Source organism: uncultured Acetatifactor sp., from assembly GCF_948601915.1.
Taxonomy (GTDB): domain Bacteria; phylum Bacillota; class Clostridia; order Lachnospirales; family Lachnospiraceae; genus Acetatifactor.
On sequence record NZ_CAPDXS010000010.1, the window covers coordinates 23,965 to 36,153 of the forward strand.

At 52.5% G+C, this 12,189-nt stretch carries 11 protein-coding genes; all 11 read right to left on the bottom strand.

What is annotated here, in order from left to right:
* Positions 1-61: 61 nt before the first annotated feature.
* On the bottom strand, positions 62-973 hold the full coding sequence (locus Q2B33_RS02940) for a response regulator (protein WP_300568770.1): 912 nt from the start codon (positions 971-973) through the stop codon (positions 62-64).
* 744 nt (positions 974-1,717) lie between these two features.
* On the bottom strand, positions 1,718-2,587 hold the full coding sequence (locus Q2B33_RS02945) for a sensor histidine kinase KdpD (protein ID WP_300568773.1): 870 nt from the start codon (positions 2,585-2,587) through the stop codon (positions 1,718-1,720).
* A gap of 71 nt (positions 2,588-2,658) precedes the next feature.
* A complete protein-coding gene (locus Q2B33_RS02950; RefSeq protein ID WP_300568776.1) occupies positions 2,659-3,615 on the bottom strand; it encodes a hypothetical protein in 957 nt (318 codons plus the stop codon).
* 28 nt (positions 3,616-3,643) lie between these two features.
* A complete protein-coding gene (locus Q2B33_RS02955; protein WP_300568779.1) occupies positions 3,644-4,600 on the bottom strand; it encodes a hypothetical protein in 957 nt (318 codons plus the stop codon).
* Positions 4,601-5,010: 410 nt separating this feature from the next.
* Positions 5,011-6,519: a coproporphyrinogen dehydrogenase HemZ gene (hemZ, locus tag Q2B33_RS02960; RefSeq protein WP_300568781.1), complete on the bottom strand. Its 1,509-nt coding sequence runs from the start codon at positions 6,517-6,519 to the stop codon at positions 5,011-5,013.
* Positions 6,520-6,554: 35 nt separating this feature from the next.
* Positions 6,555-7,070, bottom strand: a complete 516-nt coding sequence (locus tag Q2B33_RS02965; RefSeq protein WP_300568784.1) for a GNAT family N-acetyltransferase — start codon at positions 7,068-7,070, stop codon at positions 6,555-6,557.
* A 199-nt stretch (positions 7,071-7,269) separates the two neighbouring features.
* Positions 7,270-7,932 (bottom strand): MBL fold metallo-hydrolase, encoded by a 663-nt coding sequence (locus tag Q2B33_RS02970; RefSeq protein WP_300568787.1) that lies wholly within the window; start codon positions 7,930-7,932, stop codon positions 7,270-7,272.
* A 229-nt stretch (positions 7,933-8,161) separates the two neighbouring features.
* Positions 8,162-10,462 carry a bifunctional (p)ppGpp synthetase/guanosine-3',5'-bis(diphosphate) 3'-pyrophosphohydrolase gene (locus Q2B33_RS02975; protein ID WP_300568790.1) on the bottom strand — a complete coding sequence of 767 codons (2,301 nt, stop codon included), beginning with the start codon at positions 10,460-10,462 and terminating at the stop codon, positions 8,162-8,164.
* A gap of 148 nt (positions 10,463-10,610) precedes the next feature.
* Complete coding sequence (locus Q2B33_RS02980) at positions 10,611-11,135, bottom strand: adenine phosphoribosyltransferase (protein ID WP_296457327.1); 525 nt, start codon at positions 11,133-11,135, stop codon at positions 10,611-10,613.
* Positions 11,136-11,163: 28 nt separating this feature from the next.
* Positions 11,164-11,616: a CBS domain-containing protein gene (locus tag Q2B33_RS02985; protein WP_296457324.1), complete on the bottom strand. Its 453-nt coding sequence runs from the start codon at positions 11,614-11,616 to the stop codon at positions 11,164-11,166.
* An 82-nt stretch (positions 11,617-11,698) separates the two neighbouring features.
* Positions 11,699-12,148, bottom strand: a complete 450-nt coding sequence (locus Q2B33_RS02990; protein ID WP_330691344.1) for a DUF308 domain-containing protein — start codon at positions 12,146-12,148, stop codon at positions 11,699-11,701.
* Positions 12,149-12,189 lie beyond the last annotated feature (41 nt).

Below are 12,189 nucleotides of genomic sequence, written 5' to 3' on the forward strand. Positions count from 1 at the left end.
CACGCGGAGACAACAAGGCAAAAAACTTGCAATATTGTCATGTACAGGGAACCGGGCTGTCTCAATGTCCGGTCTGTTTTTCCTCCACCATTTTCCTGGCCTCTTCCAGGAGGACGTTTTTTCTGCGCAGTCGGGACAGGAGCAGCATGCTCAGGGCCGCCAGCGCCGCAATCATCACCGCAGAGGCGGAAATCCACCAGGGACTCCCTTCTTCCGGTGTCTTTGTCTCCGAGGGCATCAGCCGGGGCTTTTTGATTTCGGTCCGGAATTCCTGCTGCAGGGTATATGTCCGGCCGTCTGCGTCCTGGTACTGCATCGTGATCGTCCCGTCTGTCTTTCCGTATTTCTCCTGGCTGTCTGTGGATGTGCCGCTGCCTGCCGCCTCCATTGTCCGGTTCCCTATGTAGACGCTCATCGTGCCGGTGCCCTCGGTTCCGGCCTCCATATTTCCGATGAATACATTATTTACGGGAAAAAGGCCAGGGGCGGACAGGAGGATGCGCACATTGTATACGCTGGTACGGCTCAGGTTCAGGGCTTTTACAGGGAGCTCCAGGGGTCGGCGGCATACAGGACGCCCGGAATCATGCCTGTCTCCAACTCCATTTCCACGGGCTGTTCCACGGTCAGCATGAGCGTTTCCCTTGCAGTGAGACAAGCCAAAAGGCTTCACCATATAGTCCTCCGCCCCTCCCGTCAGCCCCCGCACCCTATCCTGCAGCTCCCCTCTGGCCGTCAGGAAGATAACCGGGATATCATGCTTCACCAGCTCCGGCAGCAGCGCAAAGCCGTCTTTTCCGGGCAGCATCACATCTACTACAGCGCAGTCGTAATCATGCCGCTCCTCCAGCCAGGCGCTGGCCTCGTCGCCGTCCGGAAAAGAGGATACCTCATATCCCGTGGCCCGCAGGCTCATGCATATCACATCGTTGATGGCTTCTTCATCTTCTATTACCAAAATCTTTGCATCCATAATCCGCCCTCCATCTCTATTCTGCCATAAACGGGGCCATATTGATGTAACCAATTTGTAAATTATACTGCGCACCGGTTAAATTTGCAGTGCAACCCGACTGCAGACCGCCAGCCAAGTGCTTTCCCGAAGACACCACTGTAAATCCTGGCGGTCTGCAGTATATCCTCTATTTTGCCGGAGGCTCCTGTCAAAAAGAGCCATCTGGCCATCCGCACAATGGATTACGGTATCGGTATCAGATGGCTCAACGGCTCTTTGGGAGTACGATTTCCTCCCCACTTTCTCTTGCCAATACATAAATATGACCGGCATCACAGGTAACTGCCATGGCAGGTATATCGCTGATCATTTCTTTGTGATTCCCGTCCTTGCCGCAGGAATACATCGCGCTAAAGGATAGGTTTCTTTCGTGGAAGCATCTCTCAGAAAATAGTCAAAAGTCGCTGCATCCCGTATGATTTCGTATCCCATACAGTCATAGACTGCCGAGGAATTATAGACGACAGTTCCCGTTTTTCCGCGGTCTGCACATCCCGTCACTGCCAGTGCCAGGCCAAGCATGACAGCCAGAGTCCCGCGCTTTTTTCGTCCTGATTTCAGCAGCCATCTGTTGGAATTGCACCGCAAAATCCAGGCAGCAGCCAAAGTACAGAAAAGCACGGATACTGAGAGACATCTAAAATTATATGCGGAATCGTTTTGAAAAAACAAAAAGAAAAATAGTTTTCTGGGACAAAACTATCACCCCACCTTGTAGACTGCCAGTTTAATTGTCACACAGCCTCCACCGGAAGCCTCGTTTGAAAGCTCCAGGCTTCCACCGTGTTTCCGGCTGAGGACACGGCTTGTAGCCAATCCCAGACCCATATGCGCCCCGGTTTTATCCTCAGAATAAAGAAGCGTATTCTTTTTGCCAAGCATTGCCCTTGAAAAGCCTCTGCCGTCGTCCGAAATGCTGATCGTAAGCATGCCGTCGGCAAGGGCGTACTCAAAAATCACCTTGCTTCTGGCATATCGGATGGCATCGGAAAAGATATTCTCAACAATGCGGTAAAATATCTGCTCGTCCAATTTCACCTGACATTCGGAGATGTCGGAATGGAATGCAAGCTCCAGGCCATGCTGTTTTGCCAGAAGCGAAAGGCCCTCCGCAGCGCTTCTTAAAAAGTCCGGTAATCGGACTACAGAATACTTTGTTTCCGTCTCTTCGATGGCATTCAGGTCACGGATAGTATCGGTGTAATGCTCAAACCGTTTTGCCGTTATCGCAAGGTTTTGCAGGGTATGCCGCAATTCTTCGTCGCCTAAGTTTCCATCTGCCAGGCACTGCTGCATATATTCCACATATCCCTCAACAATCGCAATGGGATTTCTAAGGTCATGAGCCACCGACATCTGCAAGATTCTGCTCCCTGATATAGTGGTCAATTTAGAAAAAGCAGCGAATTGTTTTCTCATAAAAACAAATCCACTGCTTATGCCATATGGTAAATCCATATCCAAAGCACCAGGCATCATGCTGATTTTGAAACACGCTCGCTGATTTGTGATATAGATATTACCCTGAAACGGCTTTTTACTCAGCCCTTGCTTCAAATAGATTGACATCATCCCCACTGCCGATCAGTGTCTCGCCGGGGTTCAGTTGAAATTTTGCCATAGCTCCATCCTCCCTATATTTCTTATGTCAGCCGGATGATACGCCGATAGCAAAAATAATTTTTCGACAACTCCGAATGTCGCTCATTAGTCGGCTGGCGATAAAAAGCGGTATAACAGGGCAGGACATAAATTGCCCCATCGCCGCCGCAAAGCGAGCATCCTCCATCGCCGCCTTTTGTAAACGATGTATTGTCAATAATTTCATTTTTATAAGAATCATATGCAATGAACAGGCCCAGCATATTAGGCTGCTCCAATATTGTATTTTCCCTGGTTTCCCCGACAGCGCCCACATTAAAAATCTCCGTCATCACACCGCTCAATGTATCGCCCCAACGGAACAATGTCCGTGTGCCGCCATTACAAAGATACTCCCATTCATCTTCTGTCGGTAATGTAAAAAGCCCTTGTTTCAGGGAGAGAACCGCCTGTTCCAGGGATGGCGCATCCTCATCCAGATAGCGGCTGTCCACCTCTACGATCATATCCCTGATATCGGCAGTGCGCAGCGGCGACAGGCACTGTGACAGATGCTCATTCCACTTTGCCAGAAAGCCCTCCCAGCTTGCGTAACCTTTTTCTTCTATGTCCTCGTTCCACGATTTTAATTCTTCTGCCAGTTCCGAACGCAGCTCATCAGCTTTCCCGGAATCGCCGTTTTCTTCTGCCTCGTCAATCTGCTCCTGATAATCGCCCTTTAAACCCTCCAGTTCCTCCTCATAGTAATATTCATGACCGGAAGAAAATTCTTTCTGCAGCCCCTCCAATACGCCGCCACCCAGAAGGCACTTATCTGTATCCCATCCCAACGTGACATTTTTCTGACCGGGCACAAAGATGAACTGGGAACCCTCATATTCCAGAAGCCATGTTTCCCGTTCTGCTCCATTTGTGCCGGTTTTGATTGTTTTTACAAATTGAAAGCCTATCCCCAACGATTCAATGCGGGAACGAATACTGTTTAATAATTCCGACATAGCATATCTCCTTGCCGCCTATCCTGTTTTATCTTGCGCCATCCATCCAAGAACCGTATGCCTGTTCCTCAATATACTCTATGGGCAGCTTTTCGTATTCTTCTAATGTATCACATAAACCACGGTCATAATGTGTACATATACGGACTTTTTCTTCCTGTGGTAAATAGTAAGTATTCACACGGATTTTTTTGCGTGGATCACCAGGGCTTATATATACGATATATTGCTTATCACAATAATTGGGATTTTGCGTCTTTGATTCTTTTACAATATTGCCGGCAGGAATCTCAACAAAATCACTCTTATAGACTGGCACATAACCAGAGCCGCCGCAGGTCTTACAAACCTTTCCCACATCCACCTTCAGCAGCGGAAGTTTTTTAAGATGCAGCCCCTTTCCCTGGCAGTCCGGACACACAACACTGTCACCTTCGGGTTTCGGCTGTACGGAATGGGTGTAAGTCTCCCGGTATTTCTGATACTGTTCAAATACCTTTTCCGCATCTCGCTTAAATTCTTCCTGTGTCTTTGCGCCAATCCTGTGCAGCACTCCCATCAGCTCCATTGTTTTTTCAAAATCCTTATAACCTCTCGAAAGCCGGTTCAAAGGGATTTTTCTCTTCTTCCCATTTCCCTGGATATAGAAAATGTATCCGCCGCCTGCCCGTTCAACCTGCATCCGGTTCCCCGGTATTTCCTCCCACCGGAACCGATACCCTTCTTTGCGTGAGTAGTGAAATATCACATTTTCCATATCATATTCCACCCACACCAGCCCCAAATAAAAAGTACGATAAATGGCAAAGGCAATAAGACCGCCAAACATGGGAACCCCTGCCAGAAAGAGCAGCCTTTCCTCCTGTGATGCCTGGGGATAGAGGAATGCTATATAAAAGCAGATACCCGTCAGCGGAATGAAGAAAACCGCAAAAACCAGGAATGTAATAATTTTTGAAAACAGTCCTATTGTGCATTTTTTCATAGTTATGACCTCTTGTTTATACTCTTACGTTCCACCGTGATACCACTCGCCGCTGGTGTAAATAAACGTAACCAAGCCACCCCTTAATATTCCAAAGAATATTTTCGCTCCCCGATAATCAAAGCAAAAAGACGCTCCCCGCCATACAGTTTCCTGCAGGCATAAGAGCGCCGCTTTTGACGGTATAAAATTGAGTATGACAAAACTGCGGAGCTATATAGTTATAACACCACTCTGCTTGCTTAAGAATGGCACAAGATATCATGTTTGTCAAGCTCACTTTCTAATAAATTTGCAAAATACATCAGCGCAATTATAGCAGAAATACTTGTTTCATCATCGCTTTTGCAACAAAATTTTATGGATTTTTCGGCGATTTTTTGGCTTACATCATTACCTCCTTCCCCTTTTTAATCTTCTAATAACACACGTTTTCTTTCTATCATTTCCCCGATTCTCTCGATATATTGGGAGACATCCTTCACATTTTCGATTCGCTCGATCCGTCCGTCGGGATAAACTTGCTTTGAGATACTTCCGGCCCCCAATGCCACGATGGTCTGTTTCTCCTCCATAATCAGAATGTTGTACAGGCCCAGCTTCCCCTCCCGGGCGTAACCCACGTTCTCGAAATTCCCGGACATGTTCTTCTGGCGGTAGAGGTAATAGGGCACCAGGCCCAGGCGCTCCGCCCCCTTTGCCGCTATCTCCATGGTCTCGTCCGTATTGTGGAGGATGGGCATCCCGTTCTCCTGGATCCAGCGGTTCAGCCTGGAGGCCCGCTTGATGGCCAGGGAATGCACCGTGAGGCTGTCCGGCGCCAGCTCCACCACCCGGTCTATGGTGCGCTGCACGTCCGCCTCCAGCTCTCCCGGCAGACCCAGTATCAGATCCATGTTGATATTGTCGAAGCCCAGCTTGCGGGCCAGCGCGTAGGCCTCCTCCACCTGGGCCACGGAGGCTTTCCTGCCGATGATGTCCAGGGTCTCCTGCTTCATGGTCTGGGGGTTCACGGATATCCTGTCTACCCCGAAGCTGTGCAGCACGCGGAGCTTGTCCTCCGTAATGCTGTCCGCCCTGCCCGCCTCCACGGTGAACTCCCTGACGGTGGAGAAATCGAAGAGGGCCTTCAGCTTCGTAAGCAGCCGCTCCAGCTGCTCCGCCTCCAGGGTGGTGGGCGTGCCGCCGCCGATGTAGACGCAGTCCAGCCGCCTGTCCCGGTAGCGCTGTGCCACGAATTCCATTTCCTTTATCAGGCAGTCTATATAGCCGTCTACTTTTTCACGGTATGCCGCTATAGGGAAGGAGGTGAAGGAACAGTAGAGGCAGGTGCTGGGACAGAATGGGATGCCGATATAAAGGCTGTAATCGTCCTGCACGCACAGGCCGCCAAGCAGCTCCCGCTCCCTCCTGGCGATGTCCACGGAGAGCTTTGCCTTGTCCCGGCTGACATAGTATCTTAGCATATAATGGTCTATAATCTCCTGTTCGCAGGCCCCCTGCTCCAGCAGTTGATAGGCTATCTTCGTAGGCCGGATCCCCGTCAGGTTCCCCCAGGGAAGCTCTTTCCCGGTCTCCTGGCATAGAGCGCGGTACAGGAAACATTTGAAGCCATATTTATACGTTTTTTCGTCTGTTTTCCCAGCCGTCTCCTCGTCCCCCGCCGCGTCTCCGGCAGGTTCCGGGCTTTCCTGGCTATCCCCGCGCCATTCCCAGCCATATTCCCTTCCGTCCACGGACAGCAACGCCCCTTCCTCCCCAAGCTCTACCCGGATCCGCACGTTCCCGCCCAGCTGCTCCCGTTTCTCCTCCCTGCACTCCGGGGTCAACACGTACACCTGCTCCTCAGGGTAGAAGGCCCTCACGATGGAATTCACATCATATTCAAAATTCGCCCTGTTCAGCTCCACAACCAGCATCTTCTGTCTCCTCCGGAATTCCTGTCCTATCGAATCTATCTGCCCAATACTTTAGAATTCGCAATCCTGAATCCAAGCTGCGTAGTCTCTTCTCCGGTAAAGCAATTTGTCTCATGTTCATCGCCATTCGGATAGCGCACAAATCCAATTTTGTCCAGCATCCTTAAGCTGTGCTCGTTATCACAGTAACATCCTGCCGATATTTCTTTATACGGATATTTGTCAAATATATACTCTAAAGCCAGTTGAAACGCCTTTGTTCCGTATCCTTTATTTCTATGGTTCGGGTAAATCCAAATCGCCAGGTCAGGGCATGTCTCATCTAATCCAAGCCTGAGCGTGCCGACACGTTCACCCGTGTTTTTATCGACGGCAGTCACCCAAAATTTAAACCGACTGATATCCGTCTTCCGAAATTCATCTAATGTCTGGTCAAATATGCCGTTATATCCTTTTTGCGTATCGACATCCTTCCAGCACAAATACATATCATAATCATCCTGATGGGTATACGGCTCCAAGCCTATCGTTAGGTTTTCAATAAGAAACATAGTTTTACCCTATATGTCCCAGATTCATTGGTTTATTTACACTTTTGGGGAGACATTCCCCGTCCCCAAGTACGCAAAAAGCAGTGGCTACTGCTTCCAGCCCCAGGGCACCTAACGCACCGAACATCACCCCGGCAAAAAAACACAGCCACTGCCCTGCCTACAGGGCACTGCGCCCCGAAACCCGCTTCTGCCCCCCCTATACGCAGAATGGATTGTTTTTCTTCTCATAACCGATAGTGGTGCTCTCCCCATGGCCGGAATAGACCCGCGTGTCCTCCGGCAGCACGAACAGCTTTTCCTTGATGGAGCGCACCAAAGTGCCCATGCTGCCCGTAGGGAAGTCCGTCCGTCCCACGGATTCCGCGAAGAGGGTGTCCCCGCTCACCAAAATCCCCGCCTCGGCGAAATAATAGCAGCAACCTCCCGCCGTATGCCCGGGGGTGGCGATTACCTTGCAGGTCATGCCCGCCAGGGAAATCTCCTCCCCGTCCTTCACGTACACGTCCGCATAGGTGGCACAGGCCCTGCCCGCCTGCTCCGACACGTTCATCCGCGGGCTCTTCAGAAGCTCCCGCTCCGCCTCGCAGGCGTATGCCTTCACAGGCTCTCTTCCCTCCGCCTCGGCAGCCGCGTTGGACGCGTCCCGCAGGGCGTCCAGCCCCCAGATATGGTCGAAATGCCCATGGGTCAGCAATATCCCCGCCACCCGGAATCCGTTCTTCTGCAAAGCAGCATAAATATTGGCCCCCTTGTCCGCCGGATCCACCACGATTGCGTCATGCTCCCCCTCCCGATACAGAAAATAGCAATTGGTCTGGCATACCCCCAGCACCATGCGCCCTATCTTAATCTCAGCCATCACGTTTCCCCTTCCGAATATTTCTGGTATCTCAAACAATTATACTGCTTAACGATTTCACTTGCCGTGAAACCAGACTGCATAACGCTGACTGGTTCAATCGCATGATTACATTAGGCAGTATTCAGCGTTATGCAGTATAATACGCTGGCGCAAGACCGGAAAAATGCCCGCCCTTCAGACATTCTTCCGCGTGAGACTAGCCCGTTAAACGAACTTCTTCTCACGCTTAACCGGTGGCCCGCTCGATGTCCACCACGCTCTCGATCCCCCGAATCTTGTCGATGACCCGGTTCAGCTCTTCCTTGCTCTCCACCTCAAAGGACACCTGCATGGTCGCCAGCCCCTGCCTGCTGATCCTGGTATTCAGGGAGAGGATGCTGATGTTCTTCTCCGTCAGGGCCTTGGTGATGTCCGCCAGGAGCCCGTTGCGGTTGTTGGCGTAGATATCGATCTCCGCCACATATTTCTCCGTGGCGTCCTCCGGGGCCTGCCACTCCGCGTCGATGATCCGTGCCCGCTCCATCTCCGGCAGGTTCATCATGTTCACACAGTCCGTGCGGTGGATGGAGATGCCCCGCCCCCTGGTGACGAAACCCACGATCTCATCCCCCGGCACCGGGGAGCAGCATTTGGAGAATCGCACGGACAGATCCGCGATGCCACGCACCACGATGCCGCTCTTGGCCTTGATCGTAGCCGGCCTGGCGGCCAGGTTTCCGCTCTCCGCGATGCTGGCCAGGACCTCCTCGTTGGTGAGCTCCTTCTTGTGGTCCCTGTCATAGAGATCCTGCATCTTGTTGACCACCTGGCCCTCCTTCAGGGCGCCGTGGCCGATGGCTGCCAACACGGAATCCCAGTCCCGGAACCCGTATTTACGCATGACCGCATTCATATATTCGGTTTTCAACAAGTCAGAGAGGATCACGCTCCTGGCCTTGCAGTAGGTGGAAAGCAGATCCTTCCCCTTGATGATATTGTCTTCCTTCAGCTCATTCTTGAACCATTGATTGATCTTGTTCTTGGCCTGGGTGCTCTTCACCACGTTCAGCCAGTCACGGCTGGGGCCCTTGGAATTCTGGGATGTGATGATCTCGATCCGGTCGCCGTTATTGATCTCATAATCGATGGTCACCAGCTTGTCGTTGACCCTGGCCCCCACCATCCGGTTGCCCACGGCGGAATGGATGCTGTAGGCGAAGTCGATGGTGGTGGAGCCCGCAGGAAGGTTCTTCACCTCGCCGGTGGGCGTGAAGCAGTACACATTGTCGGAGAAGAGATCCAGGTCGTTCTTCAGAAGCTTCATGAATTCCCGGTTGTCCGACATGTCCCGCTGCCACTCCAGAATCTGGCGCAGCCACACCAGCTTCTCCTCCTCCTGGGCGGCCACCCTCTTGCCGTCCGAGGCCTCCTTGTACTTCCAGTGGGCGGCGATGCCGTACTCCGCGGCCTTGTGCATCTCGAAGGTGCGGATCTGTATCTCAAAGGGCTGGCCGGAGCTGCCGATCAGGGTGGTATGCAGGGACTGGTACATATTCGCCTTGGGCATGGCGATATAGTCCTTGAACCGCCCCGGGATGGGCTTATACATCTCATGGATGACACCCAGGGCCGCATAGCAGTCCCGCACCGTGTCCACGATGATGCGCACCGCGAAGAGGTCGTATATCTGATCCAGGGTTTTGTCCTGGTTCTTCATTTTCTTATAGATGCTGAAAAAATGCTTGACCCTGCCGTCTATCTTGGCTTTGATGCCTGCGTTGCCGATGTGCTCGCTGACCTCGTCCACGATGCTCTGGATATATTTCTCCCGCACGTTCCTGCGCACGGAAATCTTATCCACCAAGTCGTAATAGACATCCGGCTCCAGATATTTTAAGGACAGATCGTCCAGCTCGATCTTCACCTTGCTGATGCCCAGCCTCTGGGCGATAGGACAGTAGATCTCCAGAGTCTCCTTGGCGATGCGCTGCCTACTCTCCGGCTTCTTGTACTGGAGGGTGCGCATATTGTGGAGGCGGTCCGCCAGCTTGATCAGTATGACGCGGATGTCCTTGGCCATGGCCAGGAACATCTTCCGCAGGTTCTCCGCCTGCATCTCCAGCTTCTCGTCCGGCTGGTCGCCTCCGGCAGACAGGGGAATCTTCTCCAGCTTCGTGACGCCGTCCACCAGCAGCGCCACATCGTCCCCGAATTCCCGCTTCAGATCCTCCTCCTTCATGATGGTGTCCTCCACCACGTCATGGAGGATGCCCGCCACGATGGTCTCCTTATCCAGCTCCAGATCCGCCAGGACAATCGCCACGTTCAGGGGATGGATGATATAGGGCTCTCCGGATTTGCGCTTCTGATCCTTGTGGGCCTCTGCCGCAGTCTGGTAAGCCTTTTGTATCATGGAAATGTCATCGCTGGGGTGATATTTCTGAACGCGCTGAATCAGCTCCTGATATAAATCCTCAGGATTCACGAATTCATGATATTCGCTCATCTTCCCGTCGTCAAAAATTTCCTCAAATTTTTCTTCAGCCATAGATACCCACGCTTTCTGCCATGTCTTCCGCCCCATACCGCATATCCGGTGTCCATAGCCTCCCCGGAAGAATCCCCCCGGAGAGGCTCCATACCCCTGCAGGCAAAGAAGCGCCAAACGCTTCGGCGGCTTCTCCCCACTGCCTACGCTATTTACCGGGATAGCAGATCGCCGAATCCAGCCTGTACCCGGCAATCTTCTCGCGGCCCTTCAGCCCCGCCAGCTCCATGAGGACCACGACGCCCACCACCTGGCCGCCAAGGCTCTCCACCAGCTTGATCATAGCTTCCGTGGTGCCCCCTGTGGCGATCAGATCGTCCACGATCAGCACCTTCTGTCCGGGCCTGATGCTGTCCTTGTGCATCTCGATGGTGGCCTGGCCGTATTCCAGGTCATAGGAGATGGATACGGTCTCCCTGGGAAGCTTTCCCGCCTTGCGGATCAGCACAAAAGGCTTTCTATTATTATAGGCAATCGGGGTTCCAAATATAAATCCTCTCGACTCGGGCCCCGCCACCACATCGTAATCCACGTCCTTCACCAGCTCCTGCATGGTATCCACCGCCAGCTGCAGCCCCTCCGCATCCTGAAGGACGCTGGTCACGTCCCGGAAAATGATCCCCTCTTCCGGAAAATCCGGTATGCTTACTACATATTCCTCCAGCTTCTTCATTCTTGTCCGCCTCTCTTCTATGTATCTTCTATGTATCTTCTGTATGTCCTCTCTTTTCCTCTGTCCGGACATTGGCCTTATCCACAAAATACTTGATGATGTCGCTGCGGGTGACGATTCCTATGAATACATTCCTGTCATCGATCACCGGCACGAAATTCTGGTTCTTCGCCTGCTCCAGCAGATTCTCCATGGCGGTATCGATACAGGCCGGCCTCACCTTGCCGTTCTGCAGGAAATCCCGCACGGTAGCCTGCTCCAGATTCTTCAGCGTGATGCCGTCCAGGCTCTGGTTATATGCCAATATGTTCCAGAGGAAATCCGCCACGCCCACGACGCCCACGTACCTGTCTTCCACATCGATGACAGGTATGGCAGAGAAGCCGCTTCTGCGGAGCTTCTCAAGGCCCTGCCGCAGCGTCATGTCGTCCCGCAGATAGGCCACCTCTGCCTTGGGCAATAAAAATGATGCGATGTTCATTGTCCCGCTCCTTCACCGTCCGTTCCGCACACGGTCGTGCCCACACATTCGCGCGAACCCGGGCATCCCGGATTCCGGCATTTCAGTCCTTCTCCCCATCTTGGTCCACCACCTCCGCAAAGGTGCTGTCCACAGCATTCAGGTCATCGAAATAGGCCCTCTTTGCCAGGTAGAAACAGGTGACACAATCCGTGACGCCGCTGAATATCAGGCCTGCCCCCATCAACTGCAGGAAGAACAGGGCCGCGTCCAGGGAATTGACGATAAGGGCCGCTCCTATCACCACATTCACCACAGCCAGAATCAGCACCATCATCCAGTTGCCATAGCCCAGCCGTTTCATGTCTATCACGTCCTGGAGCTTCCTGCAGCCGCTGGCCACCACCAGGATGCCCAGAATCACCGGCACCAGCGAGATGATCCACTCCACCTTGTACAGGAAGAGGATTCCCACCGCTATGCTCACCAGGCCGTAGCCGAAGTCGTTCCTGTAGTAATTCTGGCTGGCCTCCCGCAGCAGATAGCAGATCATGGAGACCGCACCCGCCAGGATCAACAGGATGCCGATCAGAT

Bases quoted from the DNA above. Each gene is read 5' to 3' on its own strand.
- Q2B33_RS02965 (WP_300568784.1), bottom strand. From the start codon at position 7,070: ATGTTTCTTATTGAAAACCTAACGATAGGCTTGGAGCCGTATACCCAT.
- Q2B33_RS02985 (WP_296457324.1), bottom strand. From the start codon at position 11,616: ATGAACATCGCATCATTTTTATTGCCCAAGGCAGAGGTGGCCTATCTG.
- Q2B33_RS02940 (WP_300568770.1), bottom strand. From the start codon at position 973: ATGGATGCAAAGATTTTGGTAATAGAAGATGAAGAAGCCATCAACGAT.
- Q2B33_RS02970 (WP_300568787.1), bottom strand. From the start codon at position 7,932: ATGGCTGAGATTAAGATAGGGCGCATGGTGCTGGGGGTATGCCAGACC.
- Q2B33_RS02950 (WP_300568776.1), bottom strand. From the start codon at position 3,615: ATGTCGGAATTATTAAACAGTATTCGTTCCCGCATTGAATCGTTGGGG.
- Q2B33_RS02945 (WP_300568773.1), bottom strand. From the start codon at position 2,587: ATGATGTCAATCTATTTGAAGCAAGGGCTGAGTAAAAAGCCGTTTCAG.
- Q2B33_RS02990 (WP_330691344.1), bottom strand. From the start codon at position 12,148: ATGATCTGCTATCTGCTGCGGGAGGCCAGCCAGAATTACTACAGGAAC.
- hemZ (WP_300568781.1), bottom strand. From the start codon at position 6,519: ATGCTGGTTGTGGAGCTGAACAGGGCGAATTTTGAATATGATGTGAAT.
- Q2B33_RS02975 (WP_300568790.1), bottom strand. From the start codon at position 10,462: ATGGCTGAAGAAAAATTTGAGGAAATTTTTGACGACGGGAAGATGAGC.
- Q2B33_RS02980 (WP_296457327.1), bottom strand. From the start codon at position 11,135: ATGAAGAAGCTGGAGGAATATGTAGTAAGCATACCGGATTTTCCGGAA.
- Q2B33_RS02955 (WP_300568779.1), bottom strand. From the start codon at position 4,600: ATGAAAAAATGCACAATAGGACTGTTTTCAAAAATTATTACATTCCTG.